Source organism: Rhodobacterales bacterium HKCCA1288, assembly GCA_015693905.1.
GTDB lineage: Bacteria > Pseudomonadota > Alphaproteobacteria > Rhodobacterales > Rhodobacteraceae > M30B80.
In genome coordinates, this window is the sequence record CP065161.1 from 1,191,815 (window position 1) to 1,213,372 (window position 21,558).

The 21,558-nt window shown below is 56.4% G+C and carries 19 protein-coding genes; 10 read left to right on the top strand and 9 right to left on the bottom strand.

What is annotated here, in order from left to right:
- The first annotated feature begins 73 nt into the window (after window positions 1–73).
- The 6 genes from scpA (at window position 74) to I3V23_05845 (ending at window position 8,339) form a co-directional block, all read left to right on the top strand.
- Window positions 74–2,203 carry a methylmalonyl-CoA mutase gene (scpA, locus tag I3V23_05820; GenBank protein ID QPI86477.1) on the top strand — a complete coding sequence of 710 codons (2,130 nt, stop codon included), beginning with the start codon at window positions 74–76 and terminating at the stop codon, window positions 2,201–2,203.
- Window positions 2,204–2,299: 96 nt separating this feature from the next.
- A complete protein-coding gene (locus I3V23_05825) occupies window positions 2,300–3,367 on the top strand; it encodes an AI-2E family transporter (GenBank protein ID QPI86478.1) in 1,068 nt (355 codons plus the stop codon).
- A 1-nt stretch (window position 3,368) separates the two neighbouring features.
- Window positions 3,369–4,043: a chromosomal replication initiator DnaA gene (locus tag I3V23_05830; protein QPI86479.1), complete on the top strand. Its 675-nt coding sequence runs from the start codon at window positions 3,369–3,371 to the stop codon at window positions 4,041–4,043.
- 52 nt (window positions 4,044–4,095) lie between these two features.
- A complete protein-coding gene (locus tag I3V23_05835; protein ID QPI86480.1) occupies window positions 4,096–6,273 on the top strand; it encodes an RNA degradosome polyphosphate kinase in 2,178 nt (725 codons plus the stop codon).
- A 33-nt stretch (window positions 6,274–6,306) separates the two neighbouring features.
- The gene (locus I3V23_05840; protein ID QPI86481.1) at window positions 6,307–7,893 is read left to right on the top strand and encodes a Ppx/GppA family phosphatase; all 1,587 of its coding nucleotides are present in this window, start codon (window positions 6,307–6,309) and stop codon (window positions 7,891–7,893) included.
- Window positions 7,890–8,339 carry an NUDIX domain-containing protein gene (locus tag I3V23_05845; protein ID QPI86482.1) on the top strand — a complete coding sequence of 150 codons (450 nt, stop codon included), beginning with the start codon at window positions 7,890–7,892 and terminating at the stop codon, window positions 8,337–8,339. The genes I3V23_05840 and I3V23_05845 overlap by 4 nt, the downstream gene beginning before the upstream one ends.
- Here I3V23_05845 and I3V23_05850 read toward each other — a convergent pair.
- The 3 genes from I3V23_05850 to I3V23_05860 are packed head-to-tail and all read right to left on the bottom strand — an operon-like array spanning window position 8,336 to window position 12,017.
- Entirely contained in the window at window positions 8,336–9,205 is an 870-nt protein-coding gene (locus I3V23_05850) for a DMT family transporter (GenBank protein QPI86483.1), read from the bottom strand. The genes I3V23_05845 and I3V23_05850 overlap by 4 nt on opposite strands.
- Entirely contained in the window at window positions 9,202–10,344 is a 1,143-nt protein-coding gene (locus I3V23_05855) for an alpha-D-ribose 1-methylphosphonate 5-triphosphate diphosphatase (GenBank protein QPI86484.1), read from the bottom strand. The genes I3V23_05850 and I3V23_05855 overlap by 4 nt, the downstream gene beginning before the upstream one ends.
- Window positions 10,345–10,349: 5 nt before the next feature.
- Window positions 10,350–12,017 (bottom strand): NAD+ synthase, encoded by a 1,668-nt coding sequence (locus I3V23_05860; protein ID QPI86485.1) that lies wholly within the window; start codon window positions 12,015–12,017, stop codon window positions 10,350–10,352.
- Between the two features lie 173 nt (window positions 12,018–12,190).
- Here I3V23_05860 and I3V23_05865 point away from each other — a divergent pair, with 173 nt between their 5' ends.
- Window positions 12,191–13,675, top strand: coding sequence for a 2-isopropylmalate synthase (locus I3V23_05865; protein QPI86486.1), 1,485 nt, complete (start codon window positions 12,191–12,193; stop codon window positions 13,673–13,675).
- Window positions 13,676–13,677: 2 nt separating this feature from the next.
- Here the strand turns inward: I3V23_05865 and I3V23_05870 are convergent, their stop codons facing one another.
- A complete protein-coding gene (locus tag I3V23_05870) occupies window positions 13,678–15,384 on the bottom strand; it encodes a bifunctional sulfate adenylyltransferase/adenylylsulfate kinase (GenBank protein ID QPI86487.1) in 1,707 nt (568 codons plus the stop codon).
- 209 nt (window positions 15,385–15,593) lie between these two features.
- Window positions 15,594–16,559 carry a thioredoxin-disulfide reductase gene (trxB, locus tag I3V23_05875; GenBank protein QPI86488.1) on the bottom strand — a complete coding sequence of 322 codons (966 nt, stop codon included), beginning with the start codon at window positions 16,557–16,559 and terminating at the stop codon, window positions 15,594–15,596.
- 245 nt (window positions 16,560–16,804) lie between these two features.
- Here trxB and I3V23_05880 point away from each other — a divergent pair, with 245 nt between their 5' ends.
- Complete coding sequence (locus tag I3V23_05880) at window positions 16,805–17,305, top strand: Lrp/AsnC family transcriptional regulator (GenBank protein QPI86489.1); 501 nt, start codon at window positions 16,805–16,807, stop codon at window positions 17,303–17,305.
- Window positions 17,306–17,316: 11 nt separating this feature from the next.
- Here I3V23_05880 and I3V23_05885 read toward each other — a convergent pair whose 3' ends face one another.
- The 4 genes from I3V23_05885 to I3V23_05900 form a co-directional block, all read right to left on the bottom strand.
- On the bottom strand, window positions 17,317–17,457 hold the full coding sequence (locus I3V23_05885) for a hypothetical protein (GenBank protein QPI86490.1): 141 nt from the start codon (window positions 17,455–17,457) through the stop codon (window positions 17,317–17,319).
- A gap of 128 nt (window positions 17,458–17,585) precedes the next feature.
- A complete protein-coding gene (pgeF, locus tag I3V23_05890; protein QPI86491.1) occupies window positions 17,586–18,362 on the bottom strand; it encodes a peptidoglycan editing factor PgeF in 777 nt (258 codons plus the stop codon).
- A 1-nt stretch (window position 18,363) separates the two neighbouring features.
- The gene (locus I3V23_05895) at window positions 18,364–19,452 is read right to left on the bottom strand and encodes an SAM-dependent methyltransferase (GenBank protein ID QPI86492.1); all 1,089 of its coding nucleotides are present in this window, start codon (window positions 19,450–19,452) and stop codon (window positions 18,364–18,366) included.
- Window positions 19,452–20,378, bottom strand: a complete 927-nt coding sequence (locus tag I3V23_05900; GenBank protein ID QPI86493.1) for a prolipoprotein diacylglyceryl transferase — start codon at window positions 20,376–20,378, stop codon at window positions 19,452–19,454. The genes I3V23_05895 and I3V23_05900 overlap by 1 nt, the downstream gene beginning before the upstream one ends.
- Before the next feature lie 141 nt (window positions 20,379–20,519).
- Here I3V23_05900 and I3V23_05905 point away from each other — a divergent pair, with 141 nt between their 5' ends.
- Window positions 20,520–20,765, top strand: a complete 246-nt coding sequence (locus I3V23_05905) for an accessory factor UbiK family protein (protein ID QPI86494.1) — start codon at window positions 20,520–20,522, stop codon at window positions 20,763–20,765.
- A 280-nt stretch (window positions 20,766–21,045) separates the two neighbouring features.
- Entirely contained in the window at window positions 21,046–21,549 is a 504-nt protein-coding gene (locus I3V23_05910; GenBank protein ID QPI86495.1) for a YbjN domain-containing protein, read from the top strand.
- Window positions 21,550–21,558 lie beyond the last annotated feature (9 nt).

The window sequence follows — 21,558 nt, forward strand, 5'->3', positions numbered from 1 at the left end:
CGAGAAACTGCGCCAAACAAGCATTTCCGCCACAAGGATTTGCGCCGCAGATGAAGGACAGAGGAAGACGGATATGACTGTGACCAAAAAAGACTGGCAAGAGCTCGCCTCGAAAGAATTGCGCGACAAGCCGCTTGAGAGTTTGAACAAGGAAACGCTTGAGGGGATCACTGTCCAACCGCTTTACACCCAAGAGGACATCCAAGACTTGCCCCATATGGGGAATTTACCCGGATTTGCGCCCTTCACGCGGGGGGTAAAGGCCACGATGTATGCGGGCCGCCCTTGGACGATCCGCCAATATGCGGGTTTCTCAACTGCCGAAGAGTCAAACGCCTTCTATCGCAAGAACCTTGCAGCGGGGCAGCAGGGCGTCTCGGTCGCCTTCGACCTCGCCACCCATCGCGGCTATGACAGCGACCACCCCCGTGTCGAGGGGGATGTCGGCAAAGCAGGCGTGGCCATCGACAGCGTTGAAGATATGAAAATCCTCTTTGATGGCATCCCGCTCGATCAAGTGTCGGTGTCGATGACGATGAACGGGGCCGTTATCCCCATCTTGGCCAATTTCATCGTAGCAGGCGAGGAGCAAGGCGTGTCCCGAGCCGCCCTGTCTGGCACGATCCAGAATGACATCCTCAAAGAATTCATGGTGCGTAACACCTATGTATATCCACCAGAGCCCTCGATGCGGATAGTGGCGGATATCATCGAATATACCTCCAATGAGATGCCAAAATTCAATTCGATCTCAATCTCAGGCTATCACATGCAAGAGGCAGGCGCCAATTTGGTGCAGGAATTGGCCTATACTTTGGCCGATGGCCGCGAATATGTGCGCGCTGCGATTGCGCGCGGCATGAATGTCGACAAATTCGCGGGCCGTCTCAGCTTTTTCTTTGCCATTGGCATGGATTTCTTCATGGAAATCGCCAAGCTACGTGCCGCGCGCCTGCTCTGGTCGCGGATCATGGACGAGTTTGACCCCAAAGATCCCCGCTCGAAAATGCTGCGCACCCATTGCCAGACTTCAGGCGTAAGCCTGCAAGAGCAAGACCCCTATAACAACGTGATCCGCACGGCCTATGAGGCCATGTCAGCGGTCTTGGGCGGGACGCAAAGCCTTCATACCAATGCGCTTGATGAAGCGATTGCGCTGCCCACCGAATTCTCGGCGCGTATCGCGCGCAACACGCAATTGGTGCTGCAAGAAGAAACACGCGTGACCGATGTGGTCGACCCGCTTGCTGGGTCTTACTATGTCGAAAAGCTCACCCATGACCTCGCCGAAGCTGCTTGGAAACTGATTGAGGAAGTTGAAGATATGGGCGGCATGACCAAAGCTGTGGCTTCGGGTCTGCCGAAATTGCGGATCGAGGAATCCGCCGCCAAACGCCAAGCCATGATTGATCGTGGCCAAGAGGTGATCGTTGGCGTCAACAAATATCGCAAAGAAAAAGAAGACCAGATCGACATTCTCGAAGTCGATAATGACAAGGTGCGCGCGTCACAAATCGCGCGGCTTGAGCATATCCGCGCCACCCGAGATGGGGCGGCGGTTGAGGCGGCTTTGGCCGAATTGACCCGCCGCGCAGCAGAGGGCGGCAACCTTCTCGAAGCGGCCGTTGATGCGGCACGCGCAAGGGCCAGCGTAGGAGAGATCAGCATGGCGATGGAGAAAACATTCGGGCGTCACCGCGCCGAGGTCAAAACTCTCGCAGGGGTCTATGGCGCGGCCTATGAAGGCGATGCGGGCTTTGCACAAATTCAAAAAGATGTCGAAACTTTCGCAGAGGAAGAAGGCCGCCGCCCCCGCATGTTGGTGGTCAAAATGGGCCAAGACGGCCATGATCGTGGCGCCAAGGTGATCGCCACGGCCTTTGCTGATATAGGCTTTGATGTGGATGTCGGCCCCTTGTTCCAAACGCCCGATGAGGCGGCCCAAGATGCCATCGACAATGACGTCCATGTGGTGGGCATTTCCAGTCAGGCGGCAGGTCACAAGACCCTAGCACCCAAATTGATCGCCGCACTTAAGGCGCAAGGTGCCGAGGAAATCATCGTCATTTGCGGCGGCGTGATCCCGCAGCAAGATTACGACTTCCTCAAGGCTGCAGGGGTCAAGGCAATCTTTGGGCCTGGCACGAACATCCCCGCCGCAGCCGCCGATATTCTGCGCCTTATTCGCGAGGCACGGGGATAGTTTTGCAGCGCGCCTTTGGCGAAACCCCTTGAACCACAGGCAGCAATGCCGCAGATGTGAGGAAAGGGAAGTCTGGTTCAAAGGCGCGCGCAATCAATGGCATTGCCAATCAAACAACAAGCAGCGATTTGGGGTGGCATTATTGCCGTCTTTTTGGCGCTGTTATGGTTCTTGGGTGATGTCATTCTGCCCTTTTTGACAGGGGGGGCGATTGCCTATTTTCTTGATCCTCTCGCAGATCGGCTTGAGAAATGGGGGCTTGGTCGTGCGGCGGCTACAACCGTGATCTCCTTGGTTGCGCTTTTGGTGGTCGTGGCAGGTATTTTTGTGATCGTTCCACTTTTGGTGGCGCAAGCCACGGCGTTAATCCAATCCGCACCGCAAATATTCAGCGAATTGCAGGCCTTTTTGACCCAACAGTTTCCGTCATTGATGGATGATGGATCGCCTTTGCGCCAATCCTTGGTCTCGGTCGGCCAGACCATTCAGGCGCGCGGGGGCGAATTGCTCAATACGGCTCTCAGTTCAGCAATCAACGTAGTAAACGCGATCGTGTTTATGGTCGTTGTGCCTGTTGTCGCCTTTTACATGTTGCTCGATTGGGATCATATGGTGGCCCGTATCGATGAATTGCTGCCCCGCGACCATCGCCCCGTGATCCGTCAAATCGCCGCTGATGTGGATCGCACTTTGGCAGGGTTTGTGCGGGGGCAAGGCACAGTGTGTCTCATCTTGGGCACATTTTATGCCATCGCGCTCATGGTCGTTGGCTTGCAATTTGGGCTTGTGGTGGGTTTGATTGCAGGGCTTTTGACCTTTATCCCCTATGTTGGCGCTTTGGTGGGGGGGCTTTTATCCATAGGGCTTGCCCTTTTCCAATTCTGGGGAGATTGGTGGAGCATCGCAGCCATCGCAATCATCTTTCAGGTCGGACAGATGCTTGAGGGCAATGTATTGACCCCGAAACTGGTCGGCTCCTCCGTTGGGTTGCATCCCGTTTGGCTGATCTTCGCGCTCTCGGCCTTTGGGGCGGTGTTTGGCTTTGTCGGGCTTCTGGTTGCTGTGCCTGTGGCCGCAGTGATCGGCGTTTTGGTGCGCTTTGCCATAACCCGCTATCAGGCAAGCCTGCTCTATCGCGGGCTTGAACCCCCTCAGGACGACTGACATGGCCAAACAGATGCAATTTGATCTGCCCTATCGCGCAGCTATGGGGCGGCAAGATTTCTTTCTTTCCCCCTGCAACGCGGTTGCGGTCGCGGGCATTGACGCGTGGCACCATTGGCCCTTGTCAAAAATGATCTTGATCGGGCCTGAAGGCGCGGGAAAAACCCACCTCGCCCATGTGTTTGCGGCACAATCAGGGGCGCTGATCCACAACGCAACGGGGCTGCAAGAGGCAGACATCCCAAAACTCATGCAAGCCTGTGCTTTGGTGATTGAAGATTGCGACCAAATCGCAGGCGATGCTGCGCGTGAGGAAATGCTGTTTCACCTGCACAACGATGCAGCCACCCGTCAAGCGCCACTCTTGCTGACCGCTCGCGACAAGCCAGAGGCCTGGGGCATCGCCCTGCCCGATCTTGAGAGCCGCTTGCGTCAGGCCGATCTGCTGCGCCTTGAGGCCCCAGATGATGCGGCCTTAATGGCGGTCACGATGAAACTGGCCCATGACCGCGGCATCAGCCTGCCTGCATCAGTCCTACATTACGCGCTGCCCCGCATTGAGCGCAGTTTCAAAGCCGTGATCGATTTTGTGATAGAACTTGATCAACAAGCCCTTTCTGAAGGAAAATCCCCAAGCCTTTCGCATGCCCGTGCAATCCTTGGGATGGAGGGGTGAGCCAATGTTGACTGTCATTGAATTGTGATAGAGAGCCAGTAAAGACGCAGGCATGACACATTTTACAGATTTCCTGAATGCCCCCATGCCTGATCCCGTGACCCTTCCTGAGCGGGAGATCACGGGGCCTAGCCGTTATTTCAACCGCGAATTGAGTTGGTTGGCCTTTAATTGGCGCGTTTTGGATGAGGCGGAAAATCCGCGTGTTCCCCTGCTTGAGCGGGTGCGCTTTGTGTCAATCTCGGCAAGCAATCTGGACGAGTTCTACACTGTGCGCGTGGCAGGTTTGCGCGAATTGGCCCATAGTGGCAACACAACCCCATCTGACGATGGGCGCACTGCGATTGAACAGCTCAAGCTCATCAACGCAGATGCGCGCAAATTGATGACCTATCAACAACAGGTGTGGCGCAAGCTGAAATCCGAATTAGAGGCCGAAAAGATCACGGTCTGCACCCGCGCCAATCTCAAGGCGCGCGACAAGGCAGATCTTGAAGAGATTTTCATCCGCCGCGTCTTTCCAATCTTGTCGCCCTTGGCGATTGACCCCGCGCATCCGTTTCCCTTCATCCCAAACGAGGGGTTTGCCCTCGCCCTCCAGATGAAGCGTAGCAAAGATGGGCGGATGTTATCGGCGCTGCTGCCAATCCCTGCGCAAATTGATCGCTTCATTCGACTGCCCGCCGCAGAAGGCCAAGCGCGGTTCTTGCCCCTTGAAGAGCTGCTGCTGCTGCATCTTGGCAAATTATTTCCTGGCTATGAGTTGACAGGTTCCTGCACCTTCCGCGTCCTGCGCGACAGCGATTTGGAGGTTGAGGAAGAAGCCGAAGATTTGGTGCGTGAATTTGAAACCGCCCTCAAACGCCGCCGCCGTGGCGAAGTGGTGCGCCTTCAAATCAGCGCGGGCGCGCCCGAAGATCTGCGCGATGAGATCATCGACCAATTGGGCGTGGATGACACTGAGATTGTCGAAGTGCGCGGCATGATTGGCCTTGTGCATCTCAAGGAGTTGGTGATTGACGAGCGGCCCGATTTGCTGTGGCCCGCCTTTGCCCCGCGCGTGCCAGAACGGGTGCAGGATTTTGAAGGCGATATGTTCGCCGCAATCCGCCAAAAAGATATGCTTTTGCATCACCCCTATGAAACCTTTGACATGGTGATCCGCTTCCTCGCACAGGCCGCGCGCGACCCGAATGTTGTGGCGATCAAACAGACGCTGTATCGCACCTCAAATGAAAGCCCGATTGTGGCGGCCCTGTGTGAAGCGGCGGAAAACGGCAAGTCAGTTACGGCCCTTGTGGAGTTGAAAGCCCGTTTTGACGAGGCCGCCAATATTCGGCAGTCACGCAAACTCGAGCGCGCAGGCGCCCATGTGATCTATGGCTTCATCAACTATAAAACCCATGCCAAGATCAGCTCGGTTGTGCGCCGTGAGGGTGACCGATTGGTGACCTATACCCATTATGGGACAGGCAATTATCACCCGATCACGGCGCGAATTTACACTGACCTTAGCCTCTTTACCTGTGACGATTCTTTGGGGCGCGATGCGGTCAAAGTGTTTAATTATGTAGGCGGCTATGCCGAACCTGAGGGGCTGGAAAACCTGTCCATCTCGCCCATCAACCTAAAATCGCGCATCTTAGAGGAAATCGATGCCGAGATTGCCCATGCAAAAGCGGGTCGCCCTGCGATGATGTGGGCCAAGATGAACAGTCTCATCGATCCCGATGTGATTGACGCGCTCTATCGCGCATCTCAGGCTGGGGTGCGAATTGATCTGGTGCTGCGCGGCATTTGCGGCTTGCGTCCCAATATCAAAGGGCTGTCTGAAAATATCCGCGTCAAATCTATCGTGGGCCGCTTTCTCGAACATTCCCGTATCGTTTGCTTTGGAAATGGGGCGGGGCTGCCTTCGAAAAAGGCGCGGGTCTATATTTCTTCAGCTGACTGGATGGGCCGCAATCTCGGTCGCCGCGTAGAGACTTTGGTCGAATGTAAAAACCCGACTGTAAAGGCGCAGATTGTCAGCCAAATTATGGCGGCGAATATGGCAGATGTCGCGCAATCTTGGATGTTGCAGCCTGATGGAAGTTTCCTGCGCCCTGACCTCAGCGTGATTGACCAACCCTTCAACTGTCACCGCTTTTTTATGGAAAACCCATCCCTTTCAGGGCGGGGGTCTGCGGGGGCAAATGATGTGCCCGAATTGACCCATACAGAAGATTGACGCAAGACCACGCTTTGTGAAACAACCAATTCCATGAGTATCGTGGCGCCCGCTGAGAAATCCGAATTGGTGGTTGAGGATCATCCTGAATGGGGGCCTTTCGGCGCGCCCCTTTTTGATGCCGATCATGCCCGTTCGCTCTCTCGGGTGGGGGTTATCGACATCGGCTCAAACTCTGTGCGGATGGTAGTGTTTGATGGGGCCGCCCGCAGCCCTGCCTATTTCTACAATGAAAAAATTCTCTGTGGTTTAGGGGAAGGCTTTGCAGAAACGGGGCGCTTAAACCCAGAAGGCCGCCAGCGCGCCCTTGTCGCGCTGCGCCGCTTTGCCACGCTGTGCAAGGGCATGGGGGTGGCACCTCTTTTGACTGTGGCCACTGCGGCGGTGCGCGATGCTCAAGATGGCGCGGACTTCCGCAAAGATGTGCTTGATCAAACAGGCCTCGCGATCCGCATCGTAACAGGCGAAGAGGAGGCCCGTCTTTCTGCGCAGGGCGTTCTCTTGGGGTGGCCCGGAGCCTATGGGTTGATCTGCGATATTGGTGGCTCATCAATGGAATTGGCCGCCCTTGAAGGCGGCGGCAGCATCGGGCGGCGCAGATCGGTGGATCTTGGGCCGCTGAAGCTGATGGGGATCACAGGCGGCAAACGCGCAATCAAGGCGCATATCAAAGCACGCATTGCGGAGCTCAAGGCTGAATTTCCCGAAGATCACCAAAGGCTGTTCTTAGTCGGCGGATCATGGCGCGCTATCGCGCGGATCGATATGGAGCGGCGCGGCTACCCGCTTAAGGTTTTGCATGAATATCGCATGACGCCAAAGGCCATTCTTGAAACGATTAAATATATTGCCAAGACCGATATCGAGACGCTGCGCGCACAGACAGGCACCAGTCTTGAACGTCTGCGCCTTGTGCCCCTTGCGGCGATCGTGCTGAAGGAATTGCTGCGGCAGTTGAAACCACGCGATGTGGCCATCTCAAGCTATGGTATCCGCGAAGGTCTGCTCTATGAACAAATGTCCGAAGAGCTGCGCCAACGCGACCCGCTGATCGAGGCCGCCCGCCACGCCGAGGCCATGTCAGCCCGCATTCCAGGGTTTGGGCGCAAACTCTATCATTTTGTTGAGCCGCTTTTTCCACGGGCAAAGCCCGCAAAAAAGCGACTGATCCGTGCGGCGTGCTTGCTGCATGATGTCTCATGGCGCGCGCATCCCGACTATCGGGCCGAGACATGTTTTGACAATGCAACGCGCGCCAATTTGGGCGGGCTCGCCCATTGGGAACGCGTCTATTTGGGTCTTGCCCTGTTGCATCGGTATAAATCGAACCGCGAGGCGACACATTTTGACACCAATCTCTTGACCCTCTTGCCCGAGACCGAGGTGCAAGAGGCCGAGATTTTGGGGCGCGCCATGCGCTTTGGAGCGATGCTGACCTTGGAAAAACCGCTGGATCATTGCTATCTCGAAGTGAACAGGCGGCGCAAAAAATTGATCCTACATTTGCTCAGCGATGCGGCGGATGACCTGTTTGGCGAAGTCGCCCAAGCACGTTTCGGGGCTTTAGCCTTGTCTATGGGTCTTACGCCCGCCATCACCGATGAGCGCAACAGCCGATGATCCGCGCCAAACCCCGTTTGGCCGTGCGCGGCCTGTTGGTGGTGGCAGATAAGCTGTTGCTTGTGAATGCCTATAAGGGGCGTGAAGGGGCGCTGTATTGCGCCCCAGGCGGTGGGGTTGAGGCAGGCCAATCCCTGCCCGAAAACCTGCAGCGCGAGTTTCACGAAGAAACGGGGCTGACAGTTGAGGTAGGGGCACCCTGCTTGGTCAACGAGTTCCACGACCCTCACGGCACATTTCATCAGGTCGATATTTATTTTCATGTGACCCATATCGCAGGCAATCTTACGGGAGAGTGGCGCGATCCAGAGGGTGTGGTGAGCGAAAGGCGCTGGGTGACGCGTGCAGAGCTTGCGACCCTAAGGGTGAAACCTGATAGTCTTGCACGCGTTGCATGGGATGGCGAGATCATGATCTATGACGCGCTAGAGCCAATTCTGCGCTAAGGCGCTTTATGCGCGCCCGTCAGACCATAGGCCACGCCACCAATGACCACGAGGCTTGCAGCGATCAAATGCAGCGTCAAAACCTCGTCCAACAGCAGCACACCGCCCAAAATTGCCAAAGGCGGCACACTGAGCTGCGCAAGCCCTGCGCGGGCGGCACCCAGATGCGGCAAGATCGTATACCACAGCGCATAACCCATTCCCGAAGTCACCGCACCTGACAGGATCGCCAAACCCCGCCCCGTTGCATCGGCAGTCTGACCTTCGGGAAGGGGAAACAAGAACAGGGCCAAGGCGCAAAGGCCAAAGGCAATCCAAAAATTCACGGCTGTTTCAGGGATCGGGTCGCGGGCCTTTCGCCCCAAAAGCGAATAGCCCCCCCATCCTAACCCTGCGACCGCAATTGCAGTGACCGCATCTAGCGGCAAAGTGATCTGCCCTTCTGGCAGAAGCAGCCAAACCAACCCTGCAAGCGCGACAGCCGCGCCCCCCAAGCGGCGGGGTGACACCCCCTCCCCCAAAAGGAGCGATCCTGAAAACATGGTCAATTGCACCGCGCCGAAGAGCAGCAAAGTGCCCAAGCCTGCATCCAATTTCAAATAGGCCAATGAAAAGCCCAACATATAGGTCGCAAGGCAAAACCCGCCCGCAAGGCGCATCTTGGGATTGGCGCGCGCAATCGTCAGAAACGTCCGCCCGCGTAAAATCACACTCAGGCCAAGCAGCGTCACAGCGCCCGCAGCCACACGCCAAATTGCGAAATCCCCAACGCTGATATGCCCCCCCGCCACGGCCATACGGTTCAGCACCGAATTGGCAGCAAAGGCAATCAAGGTCAGAAGGGCCGCGAAGATCAACCGCGTCATGACAACAGCCTTTGCACAATATCCCCGCGCGCATAGGCAATCTGCCCGCCCGCGATTGTGGCAGCCACCGCATGGCTTTTGGCATCTAGGATGACAAAATCGGCGCGCTTGCCCGTGGCAATCACACCACGATCCTCCAAACCCAAAAGCCGCGCGGGGCCAGAGGACACGAGCGCCCAAGCCTCTGTCAAACCCATTCCCCCTTGCCACAAAGTCAGCGCGGCGCGCAGCAAAGCAGGGTAGTGGTAATCTGACGCCAACGCATCGACCAAACCCGCTTCGACCAAAAGCCGCGCAGAGACCTTGCCCGCATGCGACCCGCCACGCAGAACATTGGGCGCCCCCATCACCACGCCATGGCCTTCTGCGCGCGCGGCCTCTGCGGCTTCGACTGTTTCAGGAAATTCCGCCAAGCTGACGCCAATCTCCGAGAATTGCGCATGTGCGGCGGGGGTTGCGTCATCATGGCTGCCCATCACCACCCCAAGTTCAGAAAGCTGTCCCGCCAGATCACGCAAGGCAGGCATCACTTCGGGCTTTCGGTCATGGAGGCTGTGCAGAAACGCGAGATGTGCCTCAGGCGAGCGGCCCGCCTTAAGCGCCTGCCCCGTCAAACGTGGCGGGCGTTTTCCCGCCGCTAAAGCCTCATGCGGCAGATGATCATTAAACACCACGCACGCGATTTGGTGATCGCGCACCAAGTCTAAAATCGCGGCGAAATGGTCGACCATATTCATCTCAACGCGCAATTGCAGACGCAAATCACAGATCAAGCCCTGCGCATCTTGCAAGGCGCGGGCCATGGCGGCGGCGAAATCGGGGCCGCGCATCCCCCCCTCCCAAGAGTAGAATTGTGCAAGCATAGCTGTCGTTATCCCATTGGCCGCCAACTCCGCTTCGATGGGACGTATCCCCTCGCGCGGGTCAACAACGGCCCCACGGCGGGGCGCAACATGGCGTTCGAACCCATCGCCATGGAAATCGACCAATCCCGGCAAGATGATATAGCCAGATAGATCAATACAGCGCGGGCCTTGATCTTGGGTGATAACCCCCTCCGCTATGCTCACAGGGCGCGGCGCAAGCCCCTCAGGGCCCAAGACCTCAGCCCCCATTAGCGTTAGGTTCAGACCCAGCATGCGCCCTATTCCGCAGATGGATCGCGCCAGCGATTGACGATTGGATAGCGCCGATCCAACCAGAATGCGCGGGACGTCAGCCGCGCCCCCGGTGCGGATTGAAAGCGCTTATATTCCGAAATGTAGATCAGATGCTCAACCCGCTTGACTGTCGCGGCATCAAACCCTTGTGCAACCAAATCTGCAACGCTTGCCTCATGATCTATCAGCCCCTCAAGGATGGCATCCAAAACCTCATATGTCGGCAGGCTATCCTCGTCTTTTTGATCATCGCGCAATTCCGCCGATGGCGGCTTTTCAATCACTGACACAGGCATCACAGGCCCGTCTGGCCCTTTCATCCAAGCGCGGTGGTTGGCATTGCGCCAATGGCATGTTGCAAAGACGCGCGTTTTGTAAAGGTCTTTGATCGGGTTATAGCCCCCCGCCATATCGCCATAGATGGTGGCATAACCTACCGCGACCTCGGATTTATTGCCTGTGGTCAACAACATTTCGCCGAATTTATTCGACAACGCCATCAGAAGAACCCCGCGCAAACGGGATTGGATGTTTTCCTCGGTCAAATCTGGATCGCGGCCTGCAAAGAGCGGGGCAAGCGTGGCCTCAACCGCCTCTTTCGGGGCCTCAATCGGCAAACTGTCAAGCCTGACCCCAAGCATCTGGGCCACATCGCGGGCATCATCAAGCGAAGCCTGCGAGGTATAGCGCGAAGGCAGCATCACGCAATGCACGTTTTCAGGGCCAATGGCATCGGCGGCAATGGCCGCAACCAAGGCCGAATCCACCCCACCCGACAGGCCCAAAACCGCGCGAGAAAACCCTGCCTTGGCCATGTAATCACGCAGACCCAAAACCATCGCGTGATAATCCGCCTCGATGTCATCGGGCAGGCGCGTCAGGTCAGTCTTGTCAATCTGCCAGCCCTCAGCCCCCTCTTGAAGTGTCAGATGGGTCAGTCCTTCTTCAAAGGCGGGCATCTGCGCCACCAAGGCCCCGCCTTGGTTCAAGGCGAAACTGGCCCCATCAAAAATCTGATCATCTTGCCCACCGACAAGGTTCAGATAGATCAATGGCAGGCCCGTCTCGATCACGCGCGCGACCATATGGGTCTGCCGCAATCCCATCTTGCCGCGATGATAGGGCGAGCCATTGGTGACAAGCAAAACCTCTGATCCCGCTTCGGCGAGCGTCTCGGTAATGTCCTCATGCCACGCATCTTCACAAATCGGGATGCCGATCCGCACAGGGCCAATGCGCACGGGGCCAGACGGATTGCCTGACTTGAAATACCGCTTTTCGTCAAAAACGCTGTCATTAGGCAAATGATGTTTATTGATCCGCGCAATCTGCACGCCGCCTTGCAAAATGACATAGGCATTGTTGATACCCCCGCCTTCGGCAGGCAAAGGCACGCCAATCCCACAGGCAGGGCCATCCTTGGTGGCCTCTGCCAAATCTTCTAAGGCCTGCACGACTGAGGCCAAAAAAGCGGGCCGCGTGACAAGGTCTTGCAGCTGATAGCCCGTCAGCGCCATTTCGGGGAACACCACCAAATCAGCCCCCGCATCCCGCGCTTCGGCCCAATAAGCCAAGACCTTTTGTGCATTGCCTGCGAGATCACCGACTGTGGGGTTAATCTGCGCAACACTCAAACAAAACCGAGACGCCATTTAGCTGTGCCTTCCCTACTCACTCACCCGAGGTTCTAGCAGATCAAACCCGCAGGCCAAGGCCATTGCGCATATTGATCGCACCCAAAGGCGCAAAAGACGTTGCGAGATGAGGCGGGCTTCAATAGTTTCTTTGACAAGGCCAGAGGAAGCAGATGGGACATTTGCTAAATATGCGAAATAAAATGCGCCCCTTGGAAAGGACAGCACAGGCAGCTTTGCTTGGTCTTTTTTTTGGATTAGCGCCGCAGAGCGGGCTTGCCCAAGAGGGCGAAATCATCCGTGACGAACAGCAATATGACAATGGCGCGATCTATCGCGGGCAATTCCGCAACGGGCTGCAACACGGGACGGGCACCTATACTTTGCCCAACGGGTATGAATATACGGGGCAGTGGGTTGATGGCCAAATTATGGGCGAAGGCCGCGCAACCTTTCCTGATGGGTCGGTCTATGAAGGCTCGTTTGTGGCGGGCAAACCCAATGGCCAAGGCACGATCACCTTTGTCGATGGATCAACATATACAGGCACTTGGGCAGACGGCCTCATGTCGGGCGAAGGGCGCGCCTTTTATTCCAACGGAATGACCTATACGGGCAGCTTTGTCGCAGGCCTTCAAGAGGGACAGGGGCGGCTGTCTAACACTGATGGTTACGTCTATGAAGGTGGGTGGCAATCTGGCCAGAAGCATGGCCAAGGAAGCCTCACTTTCCCAGATGGCTCAACATATGTGGGGGAATTTCTCAACGATATGCGCCACGGCGCAGGACGTTTGGAAACCTCGGATGGCATGGTGTTTGAGGGCGAATGGGAAAATGATCAGATCAACGGTCAAGGCAGCCTGACCCAACCCAATGGCGATATATATGAGGGCGGTTTGGTCAATGGCGCGCGCCAAGGCCAAGCCGTAGTGCGCTATGCGAATGGCGATCTCTATGAGGGCGAATTTCTCAATGACCGCCGCCATGGCCAAGGTCGTTTCACAGGGCATCAGGGGCTTGTTTATGAAGGCCAATGGGTCGAAGGGCGCATTGAGGGGCAAGGCGTGATGACCTACCCAGATGGGGTGGTCTATGCTGGCGGATTTGAAAATGATTTGGCCCATGGGACGGGAACCATAACCTATCCTGACGGCACCAAATACGAGGGCGATTGGGTCGCGGGGGCGATGCAAGGCTTTGGCATTGCGGAATATGCCGATGGGTTGCGCTATGAGGGCCAATTCCTCAATGGGCGCCAACACGGCCAAGGGGTCATGACCTCAACCAACGGCTATCGCTACGAGGGCGGATGGAACGCAGGCCTGCGCGAGGGGGAAGGGATCACAACCTATCCTGATGGCAGCAGCTATCGTGGGCAATTCGTAGGCGGGGCGCGCGAAGGCATAGGCCGCCTCGAGATGGCCGATGGGTTTACCTATGAGGGCGCTTGGCGCGCAGGTGAAATCACAGGTCAAGGCGTGGCGCGCTATCGCTCGGGCGATGTTTATGAAGGGACGTTTGAAAACGGAACCCGCCAAGGTCAAGGGCGACTGACCTACGCCACGGGCCAAGTGGTAGAAGGACTGTGGGAAAACGGCCAATTCGTGGGCGCGGGGGCGGCGGATTTGCCACCTGCCCCCGAAACCCCTGATGTCAGCGAACCGCAATCGCAGTAAAATCAGGCTGCAATCAGCCCCATGCTTTCGAGTTTCAACAGCACCTGCTGCGCGCAGTAATCCACCTCTGTGCCTTCGGTATCGACCACCAATTCTGCGGCGGTTGGGGCCTCGTAAGGATCAGAAATCCCAGTGAATTCCTTGATTTTGCCCTCGCGCGCCAATTTATAGAGACCCTTGCGGTCACGGCGCTCGCATTCTTCAAGGCTGGTGGCCACATGCACTTCAACAAAAGCGCCAAAGCTTTCAACCATCTCGCGCACTGAGCGGCGGGTCGCTGTATAAGGCGCGATGGGGGCGCAAATGGCGATCCCGCCATTCTTCGTGATCTCCGAAGCGACATAGCCAATGCGGCGAATATTGATATCGCGGTGTTCCTTGCTAAACCCCAATTCCGAGGAGAGATGCTTGCGCACCACATCCCCATCAAGCAGCGTCACAGGACGGCCGCCCATTTCCATCAGCTTGACCATCAGGGCATTCGCAATGGTCGATTTGCCCGAGCCTGAAAGCCCCGTGAAAAACACTGTAAAGCCCTGCTTGCTGCGCGGTGGAGAGGTGCGGCGCAATTCCTTAACCACCTCAGGGAAGGAGAACCATTCGGGAATTTCCAACCCCTCGCGCAGACGGCGGCGCAGTTCCGTGCCCGAAATATCCAGAACAGTGTCGCCCTCTGGTACCTCATTGGCGGGGTAATATTGGGCCTTTTCTTGCACATAGACCATGTGCTTGAAATCCACCATCTCAAGGCCAATTTCGTCTTGGTGCTGCTTGAACAGCTCCTGCGCGTCATAGGGGCCATAGAAATCTTCGCCGTTTGAATTCTTTCCTGGCCCCGCGTGATCGCGCCCCACGATGAAATGGGTGCAGCCATGATTGGCGCGGATCAAGCCGTGCCAAACCGCCTCGCGCGGGCCAGCCATGCGCATGGCAAGGTTCAGCAAGCTCATGGTTGTGGTTGCGGCAGGGTATTTATCAAGCACAGCCTCGTAGCAGCGCACACGGGTAAAGTGATCCACATCGCCGGGCTTAGTCATGCCAACCACAGGATGGATCAGTAGGTTTGCCTGTGCCTCTTTGGCGGCGCGGAAGGTCAATTCCTGATGCGCGCGGTGCAGCGGGTTGCGGGTTTGGAAGGCAACAATCCGCTTCCACCCCAATTTGCGGAAATAGGCCCGCATCTCGTTGGGCGTATCACGGCGTGCGCGGAAATCGTAATGCACGGGCTGTTGGATCCCCGTGATCGCCCCGCCCAAATAAACGGGGCCTGCCACATGATGCAGATAGTTTACCGCAGGATGGGCCAGATCATCTGCGCCAAACACCTTTTCTGCCTCGCGCGCCTTATTGGGCACCCATTTGTCAGAGATAGAGAGGATCGCAAGGATCACCCCCTCCTGATCGCGCAGTGCGATATCTTGGCCCGTCTCGACCTTGGCGGCGAAGTCCTCGGAAATATCAAGCGTGATCGGCATCGGCCAAAGCGTGCCATCTGCCAGACGCATGGTCTCGACCACGCTGTCATAATCCTCCTGCCCCAAAAACCCTTTGAGCGGGTTGAACCCGCCATTCATCAGCAATTCCAAATCGCAGATTTGGCGCGGGGTCAGATCCCATGAAACCAACTCCGCGGCCTCAAGCTTGAGCTTCTGCGCGGAGTCGTAAGAAACATAAAGTTCAGGGATCGGGGCGTGAAATTGGGCAGCCATCAAGTTTACTTTCCAACAAGGGTCAAAACATTAGGGGCCGCAAAAAACGACACGGCCCCGCATTCAGCGCCGCCATAGACCCCGAATGTGGCGAAATTCAAGCAAAGCTGTCTTTTTCAAAGAAAAAAGAAACAGCGTGATTGCCGATCCGCCGCAAACGAAATGGCGGTGCTGAAAAATCGGCAATCACGCAGCCCCTGTTCTTAGCCCTATTCGGCGGCTTTCACATCACCTGCCGCTTGTTCCGCCAACCACCGCTCGGCATCCAAAGCGGCCATACAGCCCATGCCCGCGCTTGTGACCGCTTGGCGATAGGTGTGGTCGGTCAAATCCCCCGCCGCAAAAACGCCAGGGATCGAGGTGCGGGTCGTGCCGGGTTCAACCCAAACATAACCGCCCGAATGCAGCTTAAGCTGATCCTTGATCAAATCGCTGGCAGGTGCATGGCCAATGGCCACGAAAAACCCTTTGCAAGGCACTTCGGTGATGGCGCCAGTCTCGACATGGCGCGCTTTGACCGCCTCAACACCACGGGGGGCATCTGTCCCGACCACCTCATCCACCTCGTGGTTCCAGATCACCTCGATTTTCGGATTTTTGAAAAGGCGATCTTGCATGATCTTTTCCGCACGCAGGCTATCGCGGCGGTGGATCAATGTGACCTTTGAGGCGAAATTGGTGAGAAACAGCGCCTCCTCAACGGCTGTATTGCCGCCACCGATAACCACCACCTCTTGCCCGCGATAGAAGAACCCATCACAGGTCGCACAAGCCGACACGCCAAAGCCCTTGAAATGCTCTTCAGAGGGCAAGCCCAACCACCGCGCCTGCGCGCCTGTCGCCAGAACCACAGCATCGGCCGTATATGTTGTGCCTGTATCGCCCGAAGCGCGGAAAGGGGGCTGCGATAAATCGAGATCAGAAATATGATCCGAGATGATCTCTGCCCCCATCTCGCGGGCGTGGTTCTCCATCCGCACCATGAGATCAGGCCCCATGACGGAGGCATCACCCGGCCAGTTTTCAACATCCGTTGTGATGGTCAACTGTCCGCCCGGTTGGATGCCTTGCACCAAAATCGGCTCGAGCATAGCACGGCTGGCGTAAACCGCCGCCGTATAGCCCGCAGGGCCAGAGCCAATAATCAATAGACGGGTATGGCGGGTTGCACTCATGAGATGGATCCTTCATTAAACCTGTCACGCGCCGCCATCGCAGCATGGGCAATGACACCCGAACGACACAGCGCGACACTTATCTTAATCCTGATATAACCACCGATCGCCCGCGATGAAAGCCCCGCCTAAGCCTTGCAAAGCGGCGCTCAATATTCCATATATTGCGCGGGTGCGAAATAAAATTGCGTATTTCTGGCATTATCGCTCAGGATCGCAAAGTCGCGAGCGAGAGGATAACAATAATGCCAACGACCAAACTCGATCCGATTGACCGCAAGATTCTTGCGGAACTGCAAAATGACGGGCGGATGACCAATGTGGAATTGGCCAAACGCGTTGGGATTTCTGCACCCCCTTGCCTACGGCGCGTGCGCACTTTGGAGGAGTCGGGCTATATCCGCGGCTATCACGCAGATGTCGATGCGCGGATGCTTGGGTTCGAAGTTCAGGTTTTCGCCATGGTGGGCCTGCACAGTCAGGCTGAGGCTGATTTGGTCGCCTTTGAAAACCGCTGTGCCGAGTGGCCCCTCGTGCGCGAATGTCATATGCTGAACGGCGAGATTGATTTCATCTTGAAATGCGTGGCGCCTGACCTGTCCACATTCCAAAGCTTCCTCACCGAACACCTAACCGCCGCCCCGAATGTTGCAAGCGTGCGCACATCGCTTGTCATTCGTGGGGCTAAGGATCAACCAGGCGTACCCTTCGAAGTTCTCGAAGACCGACTGGCTAAGATGGATTAAGGCGAAGCGGATTATCCTGCCCGTTTCAAGCCAATTTCTGCACGATCCGTCATCGCTGGTCGCTGCACTTCGGTTTCTTCGCGCATCCAAGGCATGCGTGGCGCTTCGTGCTCGGTCATCGCGATAACCGACTCCATCCAACGTGTTTTCATCTCAGACCCTCCAAAAAGATTCGCGCAACATTGCGCTTCGATGGGTCTAAAGTCGCGTCCAAATCTGTCAAAGATTGGACGAAATCCCGTCAGCTTGGGGAAAGAAAAAGGTGATTGCGCGGCAAAGCCTAAAGGCGAATAGCCGAAATGAGGCGCCCGTAATCCGCCTCGCCCCGATGTGTGGCGCGGCGGTAGGAGAAGAACAGCTCTTCGTCACGATAGGTGCAATGCCCACACCATTCTGCCTGCCCGATGCCCGCGTTGCGCAGGCGCGTTAATCCGTAGCTTGGTAAATCAAAGAGATATTTATCAGGTGCTGCCCCGTTGATAAAAAACCGCGCAGACTCCGGATCATCATCTACGAATTCCTCAAAGAATTCTTGCCCGACCTCATAATTGGCTTGGCTGATCGTAGGGCCAATCACCGCGTTGATTTTTTCGCGCACCGCCCCTTGTGCAACCATCAAGTCAATCGTGGCCTCAAGCACCCCTGCCCGCGCGCCCTTCCAACCCGCATGGGCAGCGCCAATCACGCCTGCCTCCGCTTCATGAAACAGGACGGGCTGACAATCGGCTGTGAGAATCGCAATGGCCAAATCCTTGCTGCAGGACACCAGACCATCTGCCTCAGGGGTGCCACCACCAATCGGGCCTTCAACCAAGACAACATCCGCGGAATGCGTTTGATACACCGTCACAAGGCAATCTTCCGCCACCCCCATCTCACGCGCCACGCGCGCGCGGTTGATTTCGACCAAATCCGATTGATCAGATGATCCCGCACCACAATTCAGACTGCTAAAAATGCCGCTAGATGCACCACCCTTGCGTGTAAAAAAACCATGCTTTGCTGCCCCCAAAAGCGGCGATGTGATCGGGTCAATTGGAGCAAAATGCGCAGCCATCTCACATATCCCTTATTTCAAGATCATCCAAACCTGGCAGGGCGGGCGCAGACTGTTGTGTAAGACCCAGCACTTTGAATAGCTGTCCCATTTCTTCGGGGTGGGTCAACCTACGATGCGCGGCAATGTGCGATTGAAGCGCGTCACCGTGCAATTTTTGCGCAAGCGCCTGCGCCCGTGCGGTGATCCCAAGACGCTCAAGAAACAGACCTTGCGTCTGTAGCGGTGCCGCGCGGGCGGGTGCGGCACTGGCCGCCAAAGGCTGAAACGCCACATGGGCGGTCAGATCGGATGTGCCAATATCCACCAATGGATCAGCGTATCTGTGATCTTTGACGGCTTGAAAGGTGTCGCCTGCGCTGATCCAATCCCCGTAATCAATCAAAAGCGCCGCGCCGCCATGCGCATCAATGCGCCGCCCTATATCTGATGCAATCGCCTCGGCCGCAGCATTAACCTCGACAATCGCACCCTCTGGCATGTCACCAAAACGGGCCGTTAGCCAATCGGGCGCAATGACAGGGCCAAGCCCCCATATGAGCGCGCCCTGATCTGCACCAATTTGGCGTTCATGCCATCCGTCACGCCCTTTTTGAAATTGCCGAATGGGCAAAGCATCAAAAAATTCATTCGCGACCAAATAAAGCGGCCCGTCAGGTAGGGTGGCAATAGTGTCGTGAAATTGCGGTTGATACTGTCCCAAAGCCTCTGCTTGGGCTGCGCGCATCAAGGGCGAGGCTTCGACCATGTGCAATCTGATCGTTTGGGTGAATTCGGGCAGCAGTTTTGCAGCGCGCAAAATATCGGCCATAAACGTCCCACGCCCGCCGCCAAGCTCGACCAAATTTACATCGGATGGTCTGCCTTGGTCAGACCAAACCTGCAGGAACCACAACCCAATCATCTCGCCAAAGATTTGCGAGACTTCGGGTGCCGTCACAAAATCCCCGCCCCGACCGATGGCGGGTTTCTTCATGTAATACCCAAATTCAGGGTGAAGCAGCGCCTCGGTCATAAACTCGGCCACAGAAAGCGGGCCTGACTGCGCGATACGGCGCAACAGCCGATCCTGCGCGCGCCCTGCCCCCATTAGGCACCTGCCTTACGCCGCGCGACCTGCCGCGCGACCAAGATCACCGCTAGCCCCACAATGACCATGGGCAATGACAAGATCTGCCCCATGCTCAGACCAATATCATCAGACAGCCACAGCGCATAACCGCGCGGATGGTTCACGAAGAACTGTGCATCAGGTTGGCGGAAATATTCGACAATAAACCGCCCCACCCCATAGCCTGCAAGAAACAGACCCGCCACTTGCCCTGGCACCCGCAACGCCCCTTGGCGATGGATCACATACAGGATCACAAGCCCCAAGATGAGCCCCTCAAGCAGCGCTTCGTAAAGCTGTGACGGGTGGCGCGCGCAAACTTGCATGCCTGCGTCCATCACAATCCCCACAGGGCCCGAACAGTCCTGTGCCGCGGCCCCGGGAAAGATCACGCCCCAAGGCGCATCGGTGGGTCGCCCCCATAGCTCGGCATTAATGAAATTTGCGCTGCGCCCCAGAAAGAGCGCAGGCGGGGTGGCCAAGGCTAACAGGTCGGCAAGGCTGGCTATGCTGACCTTGTGGACACGACAAAACAAAAGCCCCGCGATGACAACACCCAAAAAGCCACCATGAAAAGACATCCCCCCCTGCCAAACCTGCAAAATCTCAGTAGGGTTTTGCAGGTAATAGCTTGGCTGATAGAACAGCACATATCCAAGCCGCCCCCCAAGGATCACACCCAAGACCATCCATGTCAAAAGCGGTTCTACAACTTCGGGGGACATCGGGGCGGTGGCATGTCTCCACAGCGTGGATTTGCGCAAATGCCGTCCGATCATCCATGCAGCGATGAGAAACCCAGCGATATAGGCCAGCGCATACCACCGCAGGGCAAAGTGAAACCCACCAAAATCAATTGAGAAGAGCGCAGGCGAGATATCTGGAAACGGTATCGCGTAAAACATAGCGGCCCTTTTAGATGCGCGTGGGAACCCTTGTTAGATAGACTCCCATGCGGCGATGTCAACCTTGAAGCGGCGCGCCATTTACCCCATATCAAGGTCGAACGTATGAACGCGCCCCGCCGCGAGACAAGAGGACAGCCTATGCAAACCCGCAATAAGATGATGGATGACATCAGCCAATTGATGACCAACGCCATGGGTGTGGCCCAAGGCGCACGCGAGGAAGCGGAAAATGCGATGAAATCGCTGATGGATCGCTGGCTTGCGGATCGCGACTTTGTCACCCGCGAGGAATTTGATGCCGTGCGCGCAATGGCCCAAAAAGCGCGCGAAGAAAATGAGGCGCTGTCTGCGCGGCTAGAGGCATTGGAAAAGAAAAAGAAATAAGCGCGGTCACAGCGCAGTTGAACAAGGGCGGGTTTGGCCAGACCAAACCCGCCCTATCTTTATGCACAGCCCCCAATTTCTTGTGGACAGGATTAGGAAAACCGCAATTTCTGGGTGCGTCATCAAAATATTGCTTTACAGGTGAAGAAAGTAACCGCACCATATTTGGTATGGGGCCGCGCAAATCAGCCGACCCTTAGTGGAGACACCCAGCCTTAGTGGGCAAATTGGGATTGAACCCAACGCCCGCAACAGGCTGCCAAGAATGAGGCCTAGGGCAATGTCACTTTCCGAGCAGTATATGGATGTCGAAGACCTCCATCCCATCGATATCGTTGAAACCCTTGCCACACGGCATGAATGGGATTTCGACCGTGTTGCCGATGATCAAATCGCAATGGCCCTCGAGGGGCAGTGGCGCACCTATTCGGTGACGCTGGCATGGTCGAGCTATGACGAAACGCTGCGGATGATCTGCACCTTCGACATGGATCCACCCGCCGAATCTATGGGCAAGCTTTACGAGACATTGAACCTTGCCAATGACAAATGCTGGGCGGGTGCGTTCAGTTTCTGGGCCGAGCAAAAGATGATGGTCTATCGCTACGGCTTGGTTCTCGCAGGGGATCAACTGGCAAGCCCTGAGCAGATTGCCTGCATGGTTGAAACCGCGATTTTGGCAAGCGAGCGCTATTACCCCGCCTTCCAATTGGCCTGTTGGGGCAGCCAATCACCGAGCGAAGCAATCCAAGTGGCCATTGCCGAAGGGTTCGGTCGCGCCTAACCTGTTGCA

Bases quoted from the DNA above. Each gene is read 5' to 3' on its own strand.
- scpA (QPI86477.1), top strand. From the start codon at position 74: ATGACTGTGACCAAAAAAGACTGGCAAGAGCTCGCCTCGAAAGAATTG.
- I3V23_05825 (QPI86478.1), top strand. From the start codon at position 2,300: ATGGCATTGCCAATCAAACAACAAGCAGCGATTTGGGGTGGCATTATT.
- I3V23_05830 (QPI86479.1), top strand. From the start codon at position 3,369: ATGGCCAAACAGATGCAATTTGATCTGCCCTATCGCGCAGCTATGGGG.
- I3V23_05835 (QPI86480.1), top strand. From the start codon at position 4,096: ATGACACATTTTACAGATTTCCTGAATGCCCCCATGCCTGATCCCGTG.
- I3V23_05840 (QPI86481.1), top strand. From the start codon at position 6,307: ATGAGTATCGTGGCGCCCGCTGAGAAATCCGAATTGGTGGTTGAGGAT.
- I3V23_05845 (QPI86482.1), top strand. From the start codon at position 7,890: ATGATCCGCGCCAAACCCCGTTTGGCCGTGCGCGGCCTGTTGGTGGTG.
- I3V23_05850 (QPI86483.1), bottom strand. From the start codon at position 9,205: ATGACGCGGTTGATCTTCGCGGCCCTTCTGACCTTGATTGCCTTTGCT.
- I3V23_05855 (QPI86484.1), bottom strand. From the start codon at position 10,344: ATGCTGGGTCTGAACCTAACGCTAATGGGGGCTGAGGTCTTGGGCCCT.
- I3V23_05860 (QPI86485.1), bottom strand. From the start codon at position 12,017: ATGGCGTCTCGGTTTTGTTTGAGTGTTGCGCAGATTAACCCCACAGTC.
- I3V23_05865 (QPI86486.1), top strand. From the start codon at position 12,191: ATGCGAAATAAAATGCGCCCCTTGGAAAGGACAGCACAGGCAGCTTTG.
- I3V23_05870 (QPI86487.1), bottom strand. From the start codon at position 15,384: ATGGCTGCCCAATTTCACGCCCCGATCCCTGAACTTTATGTTTCTTAC.
- trxB (QPI86488.1), bottom strand. From the start codon at position 16,559: ATGAGTGCAACCCGCCATACCCGTCTATTGATTATTGGCTCTGGCCCT.
- I3V23_05880 (QPI86489.1), top strand. From the start codon at position 16,805: ATGCCAACGACCAAACTCGATCCGATTGACCGCAAGATTCTTGCGGAA.
- I3V23_05885 (QPI86490.1), bottom strand. From the start codon at position 17,457: ATGAAAACACGTTGGATGGAGTCGGTTATCGCGATGACCGAGCACGAA.
- pgeF (QPI86491.1), bottom strand. From the start codon at position 18,362: ATGGCTGCGCATTTTGCTCCAATTGACCCGATCACATCGCCGCTTTTG.
- I3V23_05895 (QPI86492.1), bottom strand. From the start codon at position 19,452: ATGGGGGCAGGGCGCGCGCAGGATCGGCTGTTGCGCCGTATCGCGCAG.
- I3V23_05900 (QPI86493.1), bottom strand. From the start codon at position 20,378: ATGTTTTACGCGATACCGTTTCCAGATATCTCGCCTGCGCTCTTCTCA.
- I3V23_05905 (QPI86494.1), top strand. From the start codon at position 20,520: ATGCAAACCCGCAATAAGATGATGGATGACATCAGCCAATTGATGACC.
- I3V23_05910 (QPI86495.1), top strand. From the start codon at position 21,046: ATGTCACTTTCCGAGCAGTATATGGATGTCGAAGACCTCCATCCCATC.